22 protein-coding genes and 1 riboswitch are annotated in these 20,521 nt (G+C 44.3%); of the genes, 12 read left to right on the top strand and 10 right to left on the bottom strand.

Annotated features, from left to right (window positions below; genetic code table 11):
• Window positions 1-15 precede the first annotated feature (15 nt).
• Both NSS75_RS17950 and yvgO read right to left on the bottom strand, forming a co-directional pair.
• A protein-coding gene (locus NSS75_RS17950) for an IS3 family transposase (protein WP_339233173.1) occupies window positions 16-1,166 on the bottom strand; the annotation gives its coding sequence in 2 pieces (ribosomal slippage) (window positions 16-893 and window positions 893-1,166; 1,152 coding nt in all).
• Window positions 1,167-1,288: 122 nt separating this feature from the next.
• Window positions 1,289-1,774: a stress response protein YvgO gene (yvgO, locus tag NSS75_RS17945; RefSeq protein ID WP_024122833.1), complete on the bottom strand. Its 486-nt coding sequence runs from the start codon at window positions 1,772-1,774 to the stop codon at window positions 1,289-1,291.
• 244 nt (window positions 1,775-2,018) lie between these two features.
• On the opposite strand from yvgO, the gene pgoN reads away from it, so the two are divergent.
• Complete coding sequence (pgoN, locus tag NSS75_RS17940; protein WP_024122832.1) at window positions 2,019-2,849, top strand: glyoxal/methylglyoxal reductase; 831 nt, start codon at window positions 2,019-2,021, stop codon at window positions 2,847-2,849.
• Between the two features lie 33 nt (window positions 2,850-2,882).
• On the opposite strand, the gene modB is transcribed toward pgoN, so the two are convergent.
• Together modB and modA are read right to left on the bottom strand one after the other, a co-directional pair.
• Window positions 2,883-3,575, bottom strand: a complete 693-nt coding sequence (modB, locus tag NSS75_RS17935) for a molybdate ABC transporter permease subunit (protein ID WP_142389204.1) — start codon at window positions 3,573-3,575, stop codon at window positions 2,883-2,885.
• Entirely contained in the window at window positions 3,547-4,329 is a 783-nt protein-coding gene (gene modA / locus NSS75_RS17930) for a molybdate ABC transporter substrate-binding protein (RefSeq protein WP_024122830.1), read from the bottom strand. The genes modB and modA overlap by 29 nt, the downstream gene beginning before the upstream one ends.
• Before the next feature lie 110 nt (window positions 4,330-4,439).
• Between modA and NSS75_RS17925 the strand changes: the two genes are divergently transcribed.
• Window positions 4,440-5,366, top strand: a complete 927-nt coding sequence (locus NSS75_RS17925) for a substrate-binding domain-containing protein (RefSeq protein WP_024122829.1) — start codon at window positions 4,440-4,442, stop codon at window positions 5,364-5,366.
• Window positions 5,367-5,392: 26 nt separating this feature from the next.
• On the opposite strand, the gene NSS75_RS17920 is transcribed toward NSS75_RS17925, so the two are convergent.
• Both NSS75_RS17920 and NSS75_RS17915 read right to left on the bottom strand, forming a co-directional pair.
• On the bottom strand, window positions 5,393-7,249 hold the full coding sequence (locus tag NSS75_RS17920) for an LTA synthase family protein (protein ID WP_024122828.1): 1,857 nt from the start codon (window positions 7,247-7,249) through the stop codon (window positions 5,393-5,395).
• 103 nt (window positions 7,250-7,352) lie between these two features.
• Complete coding sequence (locus tag NSS75_RS17915) at window positions 7,353-7,835, bottom strand: metal-dependent hydrolase (protein WP_024122827.1); 483 nt, start codon at window positions 7,833-7,835, stop codon at window positions 7,353-7,355.
• 166 nt (window positions 7,836-8,001) lie between these two features.
• Here NSS75_RS17915 and sspJ point away from each other — a divergent pair, with 166 nt between their 5' ends.
• Window positions 8,002-8,142 (top strand): small acid-soluble spore protein SspJ, encoded by a 141-nt coding sequence (sspJ, locus tag NSS75_RS17910; RefSeq protein ID WP_010331863.1) that lies wholly within the window; start codon window positions 8,002-8,004, stop codon window positions 8,140-8,142.
• A 116-nt stretch (window positions 8,143-8,258) separates the two neighbouring features.
• A riboswitch (Lysine riboswitch) is annotated at window positions 8,259-8,438 on the top strand.
• A 104-nt stretch (window positions 8,439-8,542) separates the two neighbouring features.
• Window positions 8,543-9,952 (top strand): amino acid permease, encoded by a 1,410-nt coding sequence (locus tag NSS75_RS17905; protein WP_024122826.1) that lies wholly within the window; start codon window positions 8,543-8,545, stop codon window positions 9,950-9,952.
• Between the two features lie 361 nt (window positions 9,953-10,313).
• On the opposite strand, the gene NSS75_RS17900 is transcribed toward NSS75_RS17905, so the two are convergent.
• Window positions 10,314-11,261, bottom strand: coding sequence for an iron-hydroxamate ABC transporter substrate-binding protein (locus NSS75_RS17900; RefSeq protein ID WP_024122824.1), 948 nt, complete (start codon window positions 11,259-11,261; stop codon window positions 10,314-10,316).
• A 204-nt stretch (window positions 11,262-11,465) separates the two neighbouring features.
• Between NSS75_RS17900 and NSS75_RS17895 the strand changes: the two genes are divergently transcribed.
• From NSS75_RS17895 to NSS75_RS17870, 6 genes are all read left to right on the top strand, one after another.
• Window positions 11,466-12,515 carry an iron ABC transporter permease gene (locus tag NSS75_RS17895; RefSeq protein WP_339234219.1) on the top strand — a complete coding sequence of 350 codons (1,050 nt, stop codon included), beginning with the start codon at window positions 11,466-11,468 and terminating at the stop codon, window positions 12,513-12,515.
• Window positions 12,515-13,519, top strand: coding sequence for an iron ABC transporter permease (locus tag NSS75_RS17890; RefSeq protein WP_229043915.1), 1,005 nt, complete (start codon window positions 12,515-12,517; stop codon window positions 13,517-13,519). The genes NSS75_RS17895 and NSS75_RS17890 overlap by 1 nt, the downstream gene beginning before the upstream one ends.
• 14 nt (window positions 13,520-13,533) lie before the next feature.
• Complete coding sequence (locus tag NSS75_RS17885; protein WP_024122821.1) at window positions 13,534-14,343, top strand: ABC transporter ATP-binding protein; 810 nt, start codon at window positions 13,534-13,536, stop codon at window positions 14,341-14,343.
• Window positions 14,344-14,515: 172 nt separating this feature from the next.
• Window positions 14,516-15,709 carry an efflux RND transporter periplasmic adaptor subunit gene (locus tag NSS75_RS17880; protein ID WP_103671335.1) on the top strand — a complete coding sequence of 398 codons (1,194 nt, stop codon included), beginning with the start codon at window positions 14,516-14,518 and terminating at the stop codon, window positions 15,707-15,709.
• A complete protein-coding gene (locus NSS75_RS17875; RefSeq protein WP_103671336.1) occupies window positions 15,693-16,379 on the top strand; it encodes an ABC transporter ATP-binding protein in 687 nt (228 codons plus the stop codon). The genes NSS75_RS17880 and NSS75_RS17875 overlap by 17 nt, the downstream gene beginning before the upstream one ends.
• On the top strand, window positions 16,372-17,601 hold the full coding sequence (locus tag NSS75_RS17870) for an ABC transporter permease (protein ID WP_024122818.1): 1,230 nt from the start codon (window positions 16,372-16,374) through the stop codon (window positions 17,599-17,601). The genes NSS75_RS17875 and NSS75_RS17870 overlap by 8 nt, the downstream gene beginning before the upstream one ends.
• A gap of 33 nt (window positions 17,602-17,634) precedes the next feature.
• Here the strand turns inward: NSS75_RS17870 and NSS75_RS17865 are convergent, their stop codons facing one another.
• From NSS75_RS17865 to NSS75_RS17855, 3 genes are all read right to left on the bottom strand, one after another.
• Window positions 17,635-18,036, bottom strand: coding sequence for a YrvL family regulatory protein (locus NSS75_RS17865; RefSeq protein WP_024122817.1), 402 nt, complete (start codon window positions 18,034-18,036; stop codon window positions 17,635-17,637).
• 64 nt (window positions 18,037-18,100) lie between these two features.
• Complete coding sequence (oxdC, locus tag NSS75_RS17860) at window positions 18,101-19,258, bottom strand: oxalate decarboxylase (protein ID WP_339234211.1); 1,158 nt, start codon at window positions 19,256-19,258, stop codon at window positions 18,101-18,103.
• A gap of 119 nt (window positions 19,259-19,377) precedes the next feature.
• Window positions 19,378-19,533, bottom strand: a complete 156-nt coding sequence (locus NSS75_RS17855; protein ID WP_024122815.1) for a YvrJ family protein — start codon at window positions 19,531-19,533, stop codon at window positions 19,378-19,380.
• A 205-nt stretch (window positions 19,534-19,738) separates the two neighbouring features.
• On the opposite strand from NSS75_RS17855, the gene sigO reads away from it, so the two are divergent.
• Complete coding sequence (sigO, locus tag NSS75_RS17850) at window positions 19,739-20,269, top strand: RNA polymerase sigma factor SigO (protein WP_339237684.1); 531 nt, start codon at window positions 19,739-19,741, stop codon at window positions 20,267-20,269.
• Between the two features lie 3 nt (window positions 20,270-20,272).
• Window positions 20,273-20,509, top strand: a complete 237-nt coding sequence (gene rsoA / locus NSS75_RS17845) for a sigma-O factor regulator RsoA (RefSeq protein WP_024122813.1) — start codon at window positions 20,273-20,275, stop codon at window positions 20,507-20,509.
• Window positions 20,510-20,521: the final 12 nt, after the last annotated feature.

Raw genomic sequence — 20,521 nt, 5'->3', positions numbered from 1 at the left:
GGATCAAAACACCTTTTATACAGCCAATTGCCGATAGCTTATCGGTGATTGGCTGTTTAGTTTCGTTTGAATACGAATGTTGTTATAATAATAAATGTATTCTTTGACAGTGCGTTCTACGATGGCGGTCGTGGTTCGATTAATGCTGTTAAGATAGAACGTTTCAGACTTTAGTGAGGAATGAAACGATTCGATGGAGGCATTATCAGCGGGCGTCCCTTTGCGGGACATGCTCATGGTAATGCCTTTTGTTTTAACAGCTTTCTGATACTCATAAGATGTATACACAGATCCTTGGTCACTATGTAACACGCAGTTCTGAGGCAGTGTTGGCAGCTGATCAAGTGTGTTTAAGACAAAGTCTGTGTCCTGCTTATCTCCAATCGTGAAAGCAATTACTTCTCCATTGTATACATCCAATATACTGGAAAGGTACAATTGTTTCTGTCCATAAGGCAAATATGTGATATCCGTTACTAGTTTTTCAAGAGGATGATCGGACTGAAAGTTCCGATCTAATATATTATCAACCACGGCATATGGCTGCCCATTCTTCTTGCGCTTTTTCACCTTAACCCGGCACTGCCACTGATTTTTCTGCATGATACGCTGAACCGTTTTATGGTTAATACGCATTCCCTTTTTTAATATAGCTGTAATTTTTCGATATCCATATCGATACTTGTGCTCTCGGCACAACGTGCCGATTTGTTTTTCCAAATGGCACTTGGGATGATCTTTCATCAGGTTCTTCTTCCAACGATAATAAGATGCTCGTGAAATACCTAAATGAACACAGATATTCTGTACGGTCATTGTGCTGTGCAATACTTCTACAAGTTCGACTGACGTTTGGCTATCAACTTCCTTTCCAATTCGTTGTACTTTTTTAGAACTTCATTCTGTTGTCTCAGATAACGGTTCTCTGCCTGCAGTTTCTCTAATTCGGAAGAATACTCCGGACCTTTTCCGTAAGTGTATTGCTTACCAACAGGCTGTTCAAATCGATGTGTATCCCCAGCCTTATGCCATCTAACCCATGTCTGAACCTGCGTCTTATTCTTGATATTCAATTCCTGCATGATCTCTTTCATAGGTACGCCTGCCAATCTCATTTCTACAGCCTTCTGTTTGACTTCAATCGGATAACTCACTCTTGTTCCCATACAAAAAACACCTCCAAGTCTTATTTAAGGATAACAACTATCCGTTTTCAAACTTGAAGGTGTTTTTTATTTGTCTCATCTTATGGGGTCAGTCCCCTGACGCCAGCTTTTTTTTCTATAGGTTAGGGGCGATGGAATTCGACAGTGTTGTCGTTTCGATCGAACCAGCCTCTGAAGGCCCAGTTGATCCAGCCGCCGTCTCCTTTGTTTGTGAAGCTTCCGTCCTCAAATACCCAAATGCCGTACGTAATGCCGTCATAAACGGCCGAGCCGTAAAACTGCACACCATTTAAGTGATCTTCATATTCCTGGCTTAAGTTAAAAACCATGACGTTATATTTTTGGCCGGATGCGTAGAAGGAAGACTCCATGAGATTTTTCACAAAACCGTCCCGGTTCTGGGCTGATTTAATGGCATCTGAAATTTGGTTGGCAATCCCTAGCAAATCAAGGTTGACGTTTAAACCGACTTCTGCGGCAGCTGTTCCGGCTGTTGTTTTCTGTGAGATCTTCGGTGCGGGATTTTCCTCAGCAGAGGCAAGGGACAAAGGGGCAATTGTCAAAGCGGCGCCAAGTGCAAGAGTCATTGGGATACGAATACGTTTCAATTTGTTTCCTCCTCTATGTTTTTGTGGGCTACAGTATTCGCTTACCCTGCTCACTGTCTAAATAATCTTATAATTGATAAAATAGGAAAAAAATAGTACAAATGCGTATTGTTTACTATGAAATAAAAAACGTCCGTATGAAAAAAGAAGCAAAAAGAGGCTCTTAAGCGTATTATTGGTATCTGCTGAGAGGAATGTGAGATAATATAGACGCTTACATTTCAATGGAAGGGTGGATGTTCAAGTGGCAACAAGTTTAAAAGATACTGTAAAGCTACATAACGGAGTTGAAATGCCTTGGTTCGGTCTTGGTGTTTTTAAAGTAGAAAACGGAAGTGAAGCGACTGAATCGGTTAAAGCTGCGATTAAAAATGGCTACCGCAGCATTGATACAGCGGCTGTCTATAAAAATGAAGAAGGTGTAGGCATCGGCATTAAAGAATCCGGTGTTGCAAGAGAAGAGCTCTTCATTACATCAAAAGTATGGAATGAAGATCAGGGCTACGATACAACGCTTGCTGCCTTTGAAAAAAGCCTGGAAAGACTTCAGCTTGATTATTTAGACTTATATTTAATCCACTGGCCTGGCAAGGATAAGTATAAAGATACATGGCGCGCGCTTGAAAAGCTGTACAAAGACGGCAAAATCCGCGCGATCGGCGTCAGCAACTTCCAAGTTCATCATTTAGAAGAGCTTTTGAAAGATGCTGAAATCAAACCAATGGTGAACCAAGTTGAATTTCACCCTCGTTTGACGCAAAAAGAATTAAGAGACTACTGCAAAAAACAAGGCATCCAGCTGGAAGCATGGTCTCCGCTTATGCAGGGCCAGCTGCTTGATAACGACGTGCTGACACAGATCGCTGAAAAATATAATAAATCTGTAGCACAAGTGATTTTGCGCTGGGATCTTCAGCATGAAGTTGTAACGATTCCAAAATCGATTAAAGAACACCGTATTATCGAAAACGCTGATATTTTTGATTTCGAATTGTCTCAAGAAGACATGGACAAGATTGATGCGTTAAATAAAGATGAACGTGTCGGTCCAAACCCCGATGAGCTTCTGTTTTAATCAAAAACTCCCCGTCTAAGTACGGGGAGTTTTTTAATGTGTTTTTTTCAGTTGAATCAAAAACAGCATCAGAAAAGAAATGACGATGATACAGACGACCCACGCCCATGCAAGTGCGTTGTTGCCGGAATCCAAAGCGACATAAATGGCTGTCGGCAGCGTTTGGGTAACACCCGGGATATTCCCGGCAAACATTAAGGTGGCGCCGAATTCACCGAGCGCCCGCGCCAGACTGAGAATGCTTCCGGTCAGCAACGATGGATACGCCAGCGGAATGGAGATATGGATAAAAACCTTCCATCTGCTTGCGCCGTCTACCATTGCCGCTCCCTCTATATCGGGGTCAATATCGGAAAATCCGGTTTTGGCCGATTGATACATAAGCGGAAAAGCCACGATAGCAGAAGCAATCACAGCGGCCCACCAGGTGAAAATGACGGGCTGATGAAAGATCCATTCGATTGTTTGTCCGATGAAGCTGTGCTTTCCAAACATGACGATCAAAATAAAACCGACAACGGTGGGCGGAAGAACGAGAGGAAGCATAAAAATCGTTTCGAGTGCGGTTTTTCCGAAAAATGATGCTCGTGACATCCATGCCCCTGCCAAAGTTCCGAGAATGATCACCGCGATTCCGGCGACCGCCGCCACTTGAAAAGAAAGCATAACCGGCGTGAAAAATTCTGAAGTGCTGATGTTATTCAGCAGTAAAACCATATTTCTCAAACACTTTCATCGCTTCGTCAGTTTGCAGGTAATCGTAAAATTGCTTCGCTTCCTTATGGTGTTTCGTATCTTTTACAATTCCTAACGGGTAAACGATCGGGCTGTGTGTATCAGCTTTTGTCTCATCGACGATTTTGACTTTCTTAGAGATCAGCGCGTCTGTTTTATAAACGACACCTGCGTCTACATTGCCTGTTTCTACATATGAAAGAACCTGGCGAACGTCTTTTCCGTACACGATCTTATCTTTTACTTTGTCCCATAGAGACAGCTTTGTCAGTGATTCTTTTCCATATGCTCCTGCCGGCACGGATTCCGGGGTTCCAAGAGCGATTTTTTCTGAATCAGTCAGATTGTCGAAGCCTGTGACTGGTGAATCTCCATCCTTAGGCACAACGAGCACAATTTCATTTCCGACTAAATGAGTGCTGTCTTTTTTAGCGATATCCCCATCATCTACAAGCTTTTGGAATTTGTCCTCAGCGGCTGAGAAGAACAGATCCGCCCCGGCTCCTTGAGAAATTTGCTTTTGCAAGGCACCTGATGAGCCAAAGTTATCTTGGATTGTAATATTGTGATGGGTTTTCTCGTAATTCTTTTGAATTTCCTCGAGTGCATCCTGGGCACTGGCAGCTGCTGAGACAGTTAAGGTCACTTCTTTCTCATTGTCACTTGATGACTGGCTGGCAGAGCAGGCTGCTGCAAGCAGAAAAACAGTTAATGCTGCGGTCAGAATGGAATACTTCTTAAACATGATTGCACCCCTTATAATTAGTTATATCCAATTATAACTGATTATGTTTGGGTTATGTGGGTTTTTTTACATTCTCCGAAAAGGTATAATGAAATAGGAGAGTGATGATGATGAATGAAACCTCTTCCTATACGATAGAAGAAGTTGCTGGTCTGCTGAAGGTATCAAAGCTGACCGTTTATGATTTGATTAAAAAAGGCATGATCCCTGCTTACCGTGTCGGAAGGCAGATGCGTGTCGATGAAGCAGATTTAAAGCAATATAAGGCGAACATGAGAATGTCTCAGCCTGTGTCTTCACCCGAAGAGCCGAGAAAGGCACAGGAGCCGATGCCGGAGGGAAGGCGGAATGTCGTCATCAGCGGACAGGATATATCGATGGATCTGCTCAGCAAGCATTTGGAAAATGCCATTCAAGAGACGCCGTTCCGCCAATACAAAGGCAGCTTAAACAGCCTCATTGACATGTACCAAGGCAAATGCGACATTGTCAGCTTGCATCTGTACGATGCGGAAACCGCTCAATATAATACGCCTTATGTCAAACGCATTCTGTCAGGCGAACCGTTTTGTCAGATGAATGTTGTCCTTCGCAAAGCCGGCTTATACGTTCAAAAAGGAAATCCGAAAAACATACAAGGCTGGGATGACCTGAAACGAACCGACATCCGCATCATCAACAGAGAAAAAGGATCGGGCGCAAGAGTGCTGCTTGACGAACAGCTTGGTCTGCTTGATGTGACACCCTCAGACGTCAAGGGCTACAGTGACATTGTGACTGATCATTATGCTGTTGCCTCCCAAGTCTCGAGGGGACAGGCAGACGCGGGAATCGGGGCGCAGCACGCGGCACATATGGGAAGCGTTGATTTTATCCCGCTCATCGAGGAACAATACGACATTGTCATTTTGAAAAAACACCAGCAGCTGCTTGAAGCTGTAAAGAGCATCTTGAAATCGGAAGAATATAAGGCCAACCTGTCTCATCTTAATGGCTATCAAACGAAGCTGACAGGTAAAGTGATATACGAAACATGAAAAAAATCCCTCGTAGAGGGATTTTTTTATTGACCATAAAAACGCAGAAGGTCTCCATTTAACATTTTATCAGAGAGAGACAGCTCTTCATTTGCTTTTTCTTTATAGGGAGCGCACGCATCTTGATTTTCTAACACTTCTCCTGTTTTTTGGCTGTAGCATGTGTTTTTCGTATATACATAGTCGTTCGTGATAAAGCTGCCGTTTCTCAGCACGGCAAATGGCGTTCGGTTGTTTGACAGCAAATCATTGCCAAACTGAATATCACCTTTTGTATCAATTCCGAGCAGGTGCATCAGAGTCGGCCTGACGTCAACCTGTCCTCCGGCATCGGAGATTGTTTCCGGGTTTTGATCAGTGATTCCAGGAATATGAATGATAAACGGCACCCGCTGAAGCTGGACGGTGTCATATGGCGTAATTTCACTTTTTTCTAAAAACTCAGCCAGGGCTTTATTATGGGCTTCTGATATGCCGTAATGATCTCCCATAAAGACAATCATCGAGTTATCGTATAAGCCTTCATCCTTGAGCTTTTTGATAAAATGCTTCAGTGCTTCATCCTCATAGCGAACCGTCGTCACATAGCGGTTTAACAGGTCGCTGCTTGAATCATATTCATCAATCAGCTGATCCTTTTCATCAATTTCAAACGGAAAATGGTTCGTCAATGTGATGAAATTGCTGTAGAACGGCTGCGGCAGGCTTTTCAGTTTAGAAGCTGACTGTTCCAGAAATTCCTTATCCTTTAATCCCCAGCTTGTTGAGGTTTCAGGAGTCACATGGAACTCATCGACATCAAAAAAACGGTCAATCCCAAACGTTTTATACATTACATCTCTGTTCCAAAATGTTTTATGATTGGCGTGAAAGACGGCTGAATAATAATCATTCTGCTTGAGTGATTTGTACATCGTATGAAATTGATGGTCACTTTTCGTAAAAAAGACGGCGCCGCTTAGGGAAGGGTATAGAGAGTTAGCGACGATAAATTCCGAATCAGACGTTTTGCCTTGCTCTGTTTGCTGATAAAAATGATCAAAGGAATAGCTTTTTTTCATCAGATCATTCATAAACGGGGTAATTTCTTTTCCGTTTACCTTTTCATTCAGAACAAAGCTTTGAGTCGATTCAAGCGTCACAAAAATCACATTCCGTCCCTTTGCCAGTCCGAACTTGCTTTGATCAGGCTTGCTGTAGTCAGCCTCAGTGTAGTTTTTGATTGTAGAGAGGCTGTCTTCATCGGCAAATGCCTTCGCACTCATATTGACAGTCTGAGAAATGGTATCGTAGATGTGGAACTGAAACAGGCCAATACTTTTGACGAGCACTTCCCGGTCGAAGGAATGTGCCAATAGCTTCGGCTGTTCAATTTCTGCAAGTCCCAGCGTACATATAAGAATCCCGCAGGAAGCGGCATAGTACCGCTTGACCGTACGGGGGTTCGCTTTCGACTCGGGACTCTTCTCTTTTCTGGAGAGCAGCAGAAGAAAAGCCAAATCCGCAAACAGAGCGATGAACAAAGGATTGAACAGTTCTTTTACACTGCTGCCCATATCGCTCATGTTGCTGGCCTGAAACAAAACCGGGATGGTAATAAAATCGATATAAAAGCCGTAAAAAATCGTGTTGGAGATCAAAATGGCAGTCAGAACCAAATTGGCAATCAGCAAAAAGATGCGCTGCTTGCTGCCTTTTAAAAGCAGTCCAATCCCAAATAGAGGGAGTATGAAGCTAAGCGGATTGATCAGCAGAATCAGCTCCTGCAATAGAGAGTCGATCTGCAAATCAAAACCCAGTTTATAGATCACATAAGTTTTGATCCACATGAATAAGATGGATAAACTTAAAAAACGCTGATTGTGAAAAAAGGTTCCTTTCATCAATTTATAACTCCTCACGTTTTCTTGAACATCTGCCATGAAGATGCTTCTTATGTAAAACCTACTAAAAACAGTCTTCTTAGACAAGCTTCAGCACTCGTGTTTAAAACATACGCCCATGGAACAGCATATAAAAATAATAGCATGACGCTATTGTCAGACCGGCCAACACAAGCTGTTCGGAAAAACTGCCTGTCTTCATATACAACGGCAGCCGTATGCGAATGGTTGAAGGGAATAACAATTTGATGCCATTCACTGTCCAGGCATCCAGAACCAAGTGGCTTGCCATTCCGATCATCAGCCCTGCTGATATGTTTTTATCTGGAATATATGTGGCTGTGATAAAAAACATGATGAGCAGAAACAGCAGGCTGTGTGTAAAGGTGCGGTGGCCAAATACGGAACTGACAATTTTCGATAAGATAGGAAATCTTCTTCCGATTTTACTTTGCGTGTGGCAGATGTCGGGAATTAATGCGCCAACCGCGCCGGACGCCGCCATGAGTACTGGGTCAAATCCATAATAATAAGCCGCTGCGGTACAAGAAGCGATGCCTCCCATGATGTGTGTTTTTCCTGTCATTTCCCCGCTTCTCCTTTATCTTTTGCAAAAATCTCTGAATTACAAATATATCAAGAGAATGTATGTTTGAGCAACAGAACTTTGGCCGATAAAAAAATGAGCCGCATAATTTCCTGAGAAAAAGGCATCTTAAAGATGTACCTATTTTCTAAAAGAGGTGATACGAATGGCTTTCTTTAATAAAGATAAAGGTAAACGTTCTGAAAAAGAAAAAAACGTAATCCAAGGAGCTCTTGAAGATGCCGGTTCAGCTCTTAAAGATGATCCGCTTCAAGAAGCTGTACAAAAAAAGAAAAATAATCGCTAACCGCATGCGGATAGGGCTTGGCTCTATCCGCATTTTCCATCTGTTCCCTTTGACAGATCATTCTTTCTTTGATAACCTTCTGGGAGTAACTGAATAAATAAATCCTCACTCTTTCTCAGTGAGGTAGAGGTTGCGCGGATGATGAGTCACACATGCCAGGCTGACAGGAGCTGTTAAACATGTGTAAAAGGCATCAGCGCCGAAGTGTGGAGAAAGCCGATCCTTCTCTATGCTGGGACTGTATCTGAATAAGTGCAGGACTGCCGCGTGCTTTTTCGCGGAGGGCTATCCGGAGATCAAGGGTGTGTGTTTCTTTAAGCATGGACTTTTGTTCAGGCTTTTTTTGTGTTTACATGATCTCGGGTTCTGGTCCGTACAAAGAATCATTGGAGGTACTGGAATGGAACAGACAAAAAAATGGGGTTTTTGGTTATTAACGGCGTTTGTCGTTGGAAATATGGTTGGATCGGGGATTTTCTCCCTGCCAAGTTCGCTTGCTTCGATTGCAAGTCCGCTTGGCGCTACGTCCGCCTGGCTTTTGACAGGTGCGGGCGTGCTGATGATTGCGCTTGTCTTCGGGCACTTGTCTATTCGCAAGCCTGAGCTGACAGCGGGGCCGCAAAGTTATGCGAGAGCGCTGTTTTCTGATCCGAAGAAAGGGAACGCTGCCGGATTCACAATGGTGTGGGGCTACTGGGTGGCGAGCTGGATCAGTAACGTGGCGATTATCACAAGTCTAGCCGGTTACTTGACTTCGTTTTTCCCAATTTTAGTTGATAAACGTGTACTGTTTGCTGTCGGCAGCCAAGAGGTGACACTCGGCCAATTGCTGACGTTTGCTGTATGTACGATTTTGCTCTGGGGAACGCACACGATTCTTGTTGCAAGCATTAACGGTGCTAGTAAATTAAACTTTATCACAACGTTTTCAAAAGTATTAGGTTTTGTTTTCTTTATCATTGCCGGATTGTTTGTGTTTCAAACGACATTATTCGATCATTTTTATTTTCCGATTCAAGGTGAGAACGGCACAAGCATTGGCATCGGCGGACAGGTTCACAACGCCGCCATTTCTACTCTATGGGCGTTTGTGGGAATTGAATCAGCAGTGATCTTGTCTGGACGCGCGCGTACTCAGCGTGATGTGAAACGTGCGACCATCACAGGTTTGTTGATCGCGTTAAGCATTTACATTATTGTCACATTGATCACAATGGGGGTTCTGCCGCACGATAAGCTTGTCGGATCTGAAAAACCGTTCGTTGATGTGCTGTATGCGATTGTTGGAAACGCAGGAAGCGTGATTATGGCGCTACTGGCGATTCTTTGCTTATTCGGAACGATGCTCGGCTGGATTTTGCTTGGCTCTGAGGTTCCGTACCAAGCTGCTAAAGCAGGAGATTTTCCGGCGGTCTTTGCGAAAACAAATAAAAAAGGAAGCCCGGTTATTTCTTTGATCATTACAAATGTGATGTCACAGGTCTTCATATTCTCTGTTATTTCCCGGACAATAAGTGACGCATTTACGTTTTTAACGACAGCGGCAACCCTTGCGTATTTAATTCCGTATTTAGTGTCTGCGATTTACAGCCTGAAGCTTGTTATAAAAGGCGAAACGTATGATCAGCTGAAAGGTTCCCGGGTAAAAGACGGATTGATCGCGATTTTAGCGTGTGTATACTCATTGTTTGTTATCGTAACAGGCACAGCGGATTTAACGACATTTATTCTCGGTATCGGTTTGTTCTTTGTCGGTCTGGCAATTTATCCGTTTGTGATAAAGAAATTCTCTAAAGAAAAACAAGCATAAAAAAAGACACCTGACAATGCAGTCAGGTGTCTTTTTTATAAAAACGTATTTCTCCTGTTATAAGTCCCATACACAAAATAGCGGACAGGAACGCTGTCAGTGATAGGACATTCGAATATGCAAAAAACGCTTTTTCCGTTTCTTCAGAAAATGAAACAAAGCCAGCACTTAAATAAAAACGAGAAGCACATGAGAAAAAGGCTTTCCGATATAAAGACCGTTGAAAAAACTTACGGCGATGATGATGCAGCTTAATATGAATTGAGAAAGAAAATATGCGATGCGGTTCAATATGAGTTGCTCCGTCCTGTCGGATTCTTTGCAATATAGAAAAGAGCCGCAGATCAGTGCGGCTCTTTGTTTATTTTGTTAAGCTTTTCGTGATAAACTTCAGCTGTCCTTCTAGTGAAATCGGGTCTGAGAAATAGAAGCCGATCGGGTCAATTTTATAGACATGATCATTTTTGACAGCATCGAGGTTTTTCCAAATGGAACTGTCAAATACGCCGCCATCGTCTCCGCCTGATTGCCATGGACCCGCGAAAATGTAATCTCCGGCGAAGTCAGGGAGCTTTTCTAAAGAAATGCTGGTATACCCTGGGCCTTGGTCAATCGCTTTTTCCTTTGTCAGCTTTGTGGCCTGTAAACCAAGATCTTTGTAGACGATGCTTCCGCCTCTTCCGAAATCTTTACCGAATACATAAATGTCTTTGCCGTTTGTTTGCATAATAGAAACTGTTTTGTCACCAATGACTTTTTGAATTTTTGTTTTGGCTGCCGCGACTTTTTTGTCCCACTCGGCAAGCCACTTCTCCGCTTTATCTTCCGTTCCTGTCATTTTTGCGAATTCTTTAAACTGTTCGATGTTATCGAGTTTATCGTATTTCACCGCAACAGTCGGCGCGATTTTTTCGAGCTTTTTAATATCGGCGCCTTGTGTAGTCCAAACGATGATCAGGTCAGGCTTTAAATCAATCACTTTTTCAACAGAAGTGCCGTCTCCGATATTTGTGACACCATCGGTTTTACCTTTGTAGTAAGGGTTTTTAAATACATTTTCAGGTGCACCGACGACGTTGATGCCCAGTGTTTTGAAGTCTCCGTAGTAGCCGTCAGCCATGACAACCACCCGTTTAGGATGTTTGGGAATTTTTACATTTCCGTTTTCAGCCTTGTATGTAACGGTTTCTTCGTCTTTTGAATCAGAGGAAGAGCCTTTGCTTTCTGAGTGATTTCCGCAGGCTGCCAGCGCTGCAATCAATAAAAGAGCAAAAAAAGCGGCACCAAGCTTCTTGTATGTATGGGTCATATCTCATACCTTCTTTCCAAATAAATAGATGATAAAGAGAATCATTATCACCTGTGATTATATCATCACAAGTGCCAGTTGACACGATATTTTTGCATTCATATTCTCATTTTTATCAAAACGCTCTATTAAATCAGCAGAAAAAAGTGATATACTGAAACAGCAATTGATAATCATTATCATTATCGAAAGGAAGTACGGCTGTTGAGTCACATGAAAAATAAACAGATGATATCAGATGAAGAAATTCAATGGACATCCCGGTCGTTTGGTGCGGTCATTGTGCTTGTTGCGGGGGTATGTTTATTATGCTTCGGCGCGATGCTGTCCATTTCTCTCGGTGCTGCGGATATCCATTTACGGACTGTGTGGGACGCCATCTTTCATTTCCAGCCAAATGAAACCTCACACCAAATTATACACGATCTTCGGCTGCCAAGAACGGCTGCTGCCACGCTTGTCGGCGCATTGTTAGCCGTGTCTGGGGCGATCATGCAGGGCATGACGAGAAACCCATTGGCGGAGCCTTCTATTATGGGGATAACATCGGGCTCTGCTTTTGCTATTTCGATTGCGTTTGCTTTTTTTCCAGGGCTTTCTGGCTTCGGGCTTGTGCTGTGGTCCTTTGCGGGCGCCGGACTGGGGGCATCGACGGTATTGGGCATCGGCATGTTTTCCAGGGGCGGTCTCACGCCTGTAAAGCTTGCTCTTGCCGGAACGGCCGTCAGTTATTTCTTTACGGGCATTTCAACCGCAATTGCGCTCCGTTTTGATGTAGCACAGGATGTCAGCTTTTGGTACGCAGGCGGGGTAGCGGGTGTGAAATGGTCAGGCGTTCAGCTGCTGGTTATTGCAGGAGCTGTCGGTTTGACGTTTGCGTTTATCATTGCCCGGTCTGTGACGGTGTTAAGCCTCGGTGACGATCTGGCGAAGGGGCTTGGGCAGTATACATCAGCGGTGAAACTGGTTGGCATGCTTGTCGTTGTGGTGTTGACGGGAGCTGCTGTTTCCATTGCCGGCACCATCGCGTTTATCGGACTGATCATTCCTCATATCACAAGGTTTTTGGTAGGGGTTGATTATCGGTGGATTATTCCTTGCTCGGCGGTGCTTGGCGCTGTTTTGCTTGTTTTTGCTGACATTGCGGCCAGACTCGTGAACGCGCCGTTTGAAACGCCTGTCGGCGCGCTGACCTCTCTCATCGGTGTTCCCTTTTTCTTTTATTTGGCACGTCGTGAAAGGAGAGGGCTGTAATGAAAACGAAAAAACCTCTTGTTGTGATAGCAGTAACTTTTCTGCTGATCATGTTTGTCTTTTTTATCAGTCTGAATCTGGGTGTCATTAAAATTGCCCCATTGGAAACGCTCAAGGTCTTTTTCGGCCAAGGAACGGCGCGGGATGAGCTTGTCTTATTTGAGTTCAGGCTGCCGCGAATAATGTTGTCGCTGCTTGTTGGGGCGGGTATTGCTGTTGCCGGAGCCATTTTGCAAAGCGTGTCTCAAAATGATTTGGCTGAACCGGGTATTCTCGGGATTAACGCCGGGGGTTCGCTTGCTGTTGTGCTCTTTATTTACTTTTTTCAAGGGTCAGCATCAGATCTCGGCTTTTTAGGGACGTTTATGCTGCCGTTCAGCGCTCTGGCAGGCGCGTTCCTCGCCGCGTTTCTCATTTATCTTCTGGCTTGGAAAAAAGGTGTGACTCCGATTCGGCTGATCCTAGTCGGAATCGGTGTAAATGCCGGATTTAATGCCCTTTTGCTTATTTTTCAGCTCAAAATGGACCCGCATGACTTTATGCAGGCTGCAGTTTGGATATCAGGCTCGATATGGGGGGCCAATTGGAACATGATCTGGGCGGTACTCCCCTGGATTGTGATCTTGCTTCCTTTTACTTTATATAAAGCACGCTATCTGAACATTTTACAGCTGGGAGACCACTTAGCGACCGGACTTGGCACTGCTGTTGAAAAGGAAAGACGGATTCTCCTTCTGGCAGCGGTCGCTCTTGCCGCATCCTGTGTGGCAGCTGCAGGAGGCATCGCGTTCCTCGGATTAATTGCACCGCATGTGGCAAGGAGGCTTACCGGTCCCCGCCACCAGACGCTTATACCGGTTTCCGCCTTTATCGGCGCGTTTCTGTTTCTTCTGGCTGATACGCTGGCGAGAAATGTATTGGCACCGTCAGAAATTCCGGTCGGACTTGTCATCTCCGTTTTAGGTGCGCCTTACTTTATTTATTTATTGATGAAATCGAATTGAGGAGGGGACCGAACTTGAATTCATTATCAACGGAACAGCTTGGGATCGGTTATGGCGACAGGCTGATTGTAGAAGATTTAAATATATCCATTCCTAAAGGAAAAATAACAACCTTAATTGGGCCGAATGGCTGCGGAAAGTCAACGATATTAAAAACGATGTCCAGAATTATGCGCTCGCATCAAGGTGCCGTTTACTTAAACGGCAATGCGATTCATAAAATGTCTACTAAGGACATTGCGAAGGATATGGCCATTCTGCCGCAGACGCCTGAGGCTCCGAGCGGTTTAACGGTGTACGAATTGGTGTCGTACGGCAGATTTCCGCATCAATCAGGCTTCGGCAGATTAAATGATGAAGACCGCCGCATCATCAAATGGGCACTCGAAGAAACCGGCATGGCGGAATACCATGAGCGTCCGATTGAGGCATTGTCAGGCGGACAGCGTCAGCGCGTGTGGATTGCGATGGCGCTTGCACAAGGGACAGAGCTGCTTTTGCTTGACGAGCCTACAACATATCTCGATCTCGCACATCAGCTCGAAATCCTGCAGCTGCTTGACAGACTGAACAAGGAGCAAGGACGGACGATTTTAATGGTGATTCATGATCTGAATCACGCGGCCCGATTTTCCCATTATATGATTGCGCTCAAAAAAGGCACGGTTATTAAGGAAGGGACCGCACTGGAGGTCATGACGCCGGATATTTTGAAGCGGGTATTCCAGATTGATGCCGAAATCGTCACTGATCCTCGTACAAATAAACCAGTATGCTTAACTTATGACCTGATTAAAACTGAAAAACAGCTTGTTTCTGTGTAAGAAAAATCCTGGTATGACGCCGGGATTTTTTTATTTTTAACCACAAAAATATAATTTTTCTTGCTAATTCCAGATTTTGAAGAAAAAGATTGAAAGTCTATTTGAATTAATAGATAATATTGGTTAGAATGTTTCGAAAATATTACGAAGATTACAGAAAGAGGAGATCATTGTGTCCAAGAAGAAAAAATGGCTTATTGCCGGTTCGATATGTGCCGGTGTGCTCGTACTGGCGGGGATCGGCGCCGGCGGTTTTTACTTTTTTACTCACATGAACCAAGTTGCCGTATCATCGGAGCCTTATGCTGAATCGGTCGCGGTGTATATGGGCGGTGAATCTGAATCTGCCCAATCGTTTTCGGGAAAAGTTGAACCAGAGAAACAGCAAAAAGTATACATAGATTCAGAGAAAGGAAGCATTAAAAAAACGTACGTCAAAGAAGGCGATAAGGTTAAAAAAGGCGATAAGCTTTTCGAGTACGAGGGCGAGGATCATTCTGACGAAATTGAGCAAAGCAATTTACAAACCGAAATGACAAACCTTCAAATCAGCCGCTTGCAAAAATCAATAGCAGAAACTGAGAAGAAGCTAAAGACAGCCGGAAAAGACGAGAAAGCACAGCTTCAAGACGAGCTTGACCAGGCCAATTTTGATTTAAAAACAAGCCAGCTTGAACTGAAGCAGCACCAAAAAGAACTGGCTGCACTTACGAAAAACAAAGGTTCAAATGTGATCACAAGCAAGCATGACGGTATCGTTCAAAGCGTCAATCAGGATATTGCGGACGGCGCAACGGGTGATCAGGCAGCAGGCCCGTATATCCAAATCGTTTCAACGGGCAAATACCTTGTGAAAAGCCAAATCAACGAGCTGTTAATGGACACGATTAAAAAAGGCAGCAAAGTCAGAGTTACGCTGAAAACAGGCGGTGAAGGCGAGTGGAAAGGCAAGATTACTTCAATCGGCAAGCTTCCTGCTGGAACAGGCGAGGGGGAAGAGTCAGAAAGTTATGCTGAAGAGGAAATGAATCCCCAATCCTCTAACTATCCTTTCACTGTTTTATTGGACAGCCATAAGGGCCTTGAAGTCGGCTATCATGTCAATATTGAAGTCATGAGTGACGAAGCAGATGCGAATACCATTAAGCTGCCGTCCGACATGATTATCCAGGATGATGGCGAACCATACGTTTGGAAGACGGATGAGGAGCAGAAAGCGGTTAAACAGCCTGTTGAAATCGGGGAGACAGACGAAAGTGACATGGTCGAAATCAAAAGCGGCCTGACGCCGGAAGATTATGTGATCTATCCTGATCCCGAGGTCAAGGAAGGAAAGCAGGTTACAGTCAATGCTGACACTGAATAATATTTCTAAATCGTACAAGCTGGGCAAAGAAGAGGTGCCGATCTTAAAGCATATTAATCTCACCGTCAAAGCTGGTGAATTTCTGGCCATTATGGGGCCGTCCGGTTCAGGGAAGTCTACGTTAATGAATATTATAGGCTGTTTGGACAGGCCGACCTCCGGAAACTATATGCTGGACCAGATGGATGTATTAAAAGGGAAAGACGGTGCTTTGGCTGACATTCGCAACGAATCGATCGGGTTTGTGTTTCAAACCTTTCATTTGCTGCCGCGCCTTACCGCACTTCAAAATGTCGAGCTGCCGATGATTTACAATAAGGTAAAGAAAAAAGAAAGAAGGCAAAGAGCCTATGAAGCTCTTGAAAAGGTTGGTTTGAAAGATAGGATCTCTTACAAGCCGCCAAAGCTGTCCGGCGGACAAAAGCAGCGGGTGGCGATTGCCAGAGCCCTTGTCAATCAGCCTCGGTTTATTCTGGCAGATGAACCGACCGGGGCGCTTGATACAAAATCAAGTGAACAAATTTTGTCGCTGTTTTCACAATTGCATCGGGAAGGAACAACGATCATTATGATTACCCATGACCCGGACGTCGCCAAAAAAGCCGACAGAACCGTTTTCATCAGAGACGGAGAATTAGTGTTAGACGAGAGAGGGATTAGCCATGCTTGAACATATTCGGATCTCCTTTCAATCTATTTTTTCACATAAGCTGAGGTCGATTCTTACGATGCTTGGTGTCATTATCGGTATAGCGGCGATCATTGCGATCGTCTCTATGCTGAAAGGCCAAAGCGAGCAATTAAAGCAAAGCATGATCGGCATGGGAAATAACGCGATTAATGTTGTGTACCAGCCAACAGGCGGGGAGGAGGAAGGCGGTTATCAGGAGGTTTCTTACACGTCCGCACCCCCTGTATCTGAAGAAACCATTAAGGCAATAAAATCAGACCCGGTTGTAAAAGGATTATCTTTATATTACTTGTCCGAAGGCGCCACCGTTTTTCACTTAACGAACGTTTCTTATCCTCAAGTGTACGGAGTGGATGCTGATTATTTCAATATGTTCCCGATCAGCATCACTGAGGGGAGAAAGCTGGCGGAAAAAGAATTAAACAGCACACACCAAGTGGTTATGATCAATGAGGCCGCAAGAGATGAGCTGTTTCCTGACGGTGACGCTCTGCACAAAAACATTGAGATGAATGGTGTGCCGTTCCGGGTTGCCGGTGTTTTTCATGAAAAGAAACAGGAAGAAAGCATGTTTGATGGCGAATATGCGAATCCGGTTTTATATGTGCCGAAAAAAGTGTGGCCGCTTATTGAAGGATTTGACGCGCCGACACAGATTGCGGTGCAGGCAGACTCTTCTGAGCATATCCAAGAAGCCGGTGTAATGGCCGCGGACCTTCTAAATCAAGGACTGTCAGATGCTGATTTGGAAAAAGCGGAGTACAGCGTGATGGATCTTCAGGAGGTCGCTCAGGAAGTGGAGTCCTTTAACCAGTCATTTGCTCTGCTGCTTGGCGGAATTGCAAGCATCTCACTTTTGGTCGGAGGCATCGGTGTCATGAACATTATGCTTGTTTCAGTGACGGAGCGAACGCGGGAAATCGGAATTAAGAAGGCGCTCGGTGCCAAGCGGCGCGTGATTTTATTTCAATTTTTAACAGAGGCCGTCGTGCTGACAAGTATTGGCGGAATTCTCGGTGTGCTGGCGGGCTTTGGCATCGCTAAACTTATCACGGTGATCTTTCCGATGCCTTTTATCATCTCCGTTCCGGCAGTTATCGGAGCACTCATTTTCTCAATGGCAGTCGGCATTATTTTCGGCTTGCTGCCGTCCATTAAGGCATCGAAGCTTCAGCCTGTTGACGCACTTCGATATGAATAAAAAGAACGCATCCAATCGGATGGCGTTCTTTTTTTAGCTGGGCAGTGCTGAATTGCATTTATCCAAAATAAGAAAAACGGCTGCGAGGATCATTTCTTCTGTGGTTGACAGCCAAATGTTATGAATCATTTGATCTGCCGTATAAGCGGTCATCCATAAAAACAGCAGCTGGACGGTGCCGGCCATAAGGATAAAAGCTCGTTTTCCAGTCTTAAAAAACGTAAAACTATGTATCATCAGCCGTTCAAAAGGTTCAAAGCATAGTCCGAGCACAAGAAATAACACAGCAAAAAGCAGGACATGAGCAGCTGATCGGTAGCTCGTTCCCGCCAAAGAAAAGACACAGAGAATGATTGTAAAATAGCAAAATAACACAGCCGCCGCTGCCAGCACATACTGTACGGCCTGCCGTAATAAATACTTTTGATGTATCACTGGTTCAGCTCCTTATCAGCGCTTGCAGAGAGAGAACGAGCGCTCTCTGCAAGCTGCCAGTTTTTTATTTACTGCTTTTCTTTTTCACAACCGGATGCTTTTCTTTTGAAAGGACATCCGTAAATTCTTTGCCTAAGTCAAGGTGTTCTTGGATGAAGGTTTCAGGAAGCATTGCGAGCCATTGGTTTAAAGACACATCGGCATAATGGTCATCTTTAAAGATTTCTAAAAAGACGAGCGGTTCATCGCCTAGGTTTTCTACGTAGTGGCCCATCGCAAATGGAACATAACCGACATCACCGGCTTGATAGTTAAAGGTTCTCGCATGGCCGTCAGCAGCAAAAACAGTCATTCTCGCTTTACCGGAGATGTAATATTGCCATTCATGCGTATTCGGATGCCAGTGAAGCTCTCTCATGGCGCCTGGTTCCACGGTTACAAGCGCGGATGCAATGGTTTTAGACACTGTAAAGTTTGTCGAATCCGCAATGTACACCTTTCCCCCTTCTGATGCAATCGGCTCCTGTTCAAGAAGGCGGTACGTAAACGGATAAGGCACTTCGCCGTACGGCCCTTCCACAATGTCATCTTTTAAACAGCCGGGCACAGGTTTTTCAAATATATATTTTTCTTTGCCTGGCAAATTGGCGATTTCTTCTTCTGTTACGCCAAAATTAGCGGCAATCACTTCTTTAGGGGTGTGGGCAAGCCAGTCTGTCAGCTGGAACGTGCTGTTTTCAGAGAATGACCCGTCGTCAAATACGAGCAGGAACTCTGCCCCTTCTTCAAGCGCTTGAATCGAGTGCGGCAGGCCTGACGGGAAGTACCATAAATCTCCTTCGCCTACATCATCAATAAAGCTGCGGCCCTTTTCATCCACAATCGTGACGCGTGCTTTCCCGTAGATCATATAAGCCCACTCTGCTTCCTTATGCCAATGAAGCTCTCGAATGGCGCCAGGTTTCAGCCGCATATTAACAGAAGCCAGGTTTTCTGAAATCGGCAGCTCACGTACGGTAACTTCACGGGCGTACCCGCCTTTTTCCAAACGGTTATGAGTATCTGAGAAAGAAAACTTCATATTTTCAACGGTGCCATGATCTGTTTCCGGCGGTACGAGCATATCGGGATTCTGCCGGTCCCTTTCAATATTACGCGGGATTTTCACTGTCGCTCCCTTATCTCCTCTGATTGGCTGCGGAATATCGTTTTGTTTTTTCATTTTCCTGTCTCCTCCTTAAAAATAATTGTGGCGCAGAAAGAGAATGTGAAAGGCCTTTCGTTTTCCCTTCTGTCTTGTTAAGTGAAAAAAACCGATGAAAAGTCAACTTCGATACAAAATTAATGTTTCGCTTTTTGATCTTTCAGCTCTGTCATCAGTTCAATGAGCTGATCGAATTTTTTCTCGAAACGGGTCAGCAGGTACATTGCGATCAGTGCCGGGAACCCGAGATTGCTGATCTGCTTGACGACTTCCTCTATAAAAACCTGATCCATGAAAAACACCTCCCTCCTTTTTGTGCAGTCATGTAAGTAAGTGAAGGGAATCCAAGAAATCGTAAACCATGACTGGAAGGTTTGCTTCAGCAAACGCTAGTCTGAAAGTAGTAGTTTACTTTTTTTTGCTTTCCTTCATTTAATTTAGTAGGGAGGCGGTTTGATGGACTATCAAGGTCTGTTGCGATCGAAATGTAAGGAGATTATGAAGCATCCCATCGTGAAGCATTTTTTGAGCAACCCTCAGCATTACCGTTTGTTCAAAAATGTAATGGAAAACCCGAATGAAAAGGATGCAAAATCGTTGGACGAGCAATTCAAGCAATTTTATAAGGAGATTCGCATCGTCAAGTATATGAATTCAATGATTCGGATTTTTTCCATCGATTTTGATAAGCGGGTTCGCAAAAATCAAAAACGGTATCCGCTGACGGTTGATCATCCGGAAGCAGGAGAACGACTTCCTGCCGAAGCGGGAAGTGACGCGTTTGAGGAATTTTTAGACCTGCAGGATGATTTGAGCCAGCATGTCCAGGATTATCAGCTTTATCAAGCGATCCAGAAGCTGACTGACAAACAAAAAAGCGTGCTGACAAAAGTCTATCTTCACGGTGCCACGATGCAGGAAATCGCTGATTCATTAGGTGAGTCCCGGCAAAATATCTCTAATATTCATAAAAAGGGATTAGAAAATATCAGAAAGCAGCTAGCGGCGCAAAAAAAGGGGGAAAAGTAAACTGTGAGCGGCCAGTTTGAACATAATAGGAATAAAGATGAAATGTACGACATTGAGCATCTGATTGCATGCTTTTCACCGATGATCAGAAAAAAACTCAGCAATACGTCCTATCAAGAGAGAGAAGATTTGGAGCAGGAGCTGAAAATCAAAATGTTTGAAAAGGCTGATATGCTTCTGTGTCAGGATGTTCCGGGATTTTGGGAGTTTATTCTGTATATGGTAGACGAGAACTCATAACGATACCTCATT

The sequence above is a fragment of the Bacillus sp. FSL K6-1012 genome, assembly GCF_037964915.1.
GTDB lineage: Bacteria > Bacillota > Bacilli > Bacillales > Bacillaceae > Bacillus > Bacillus halotolerans.
The sequence above is the reverse complement of the archived record's forward strand: the minus strand, read 5'-3'. Positions and strand labels throughout refer to the sequence as shown.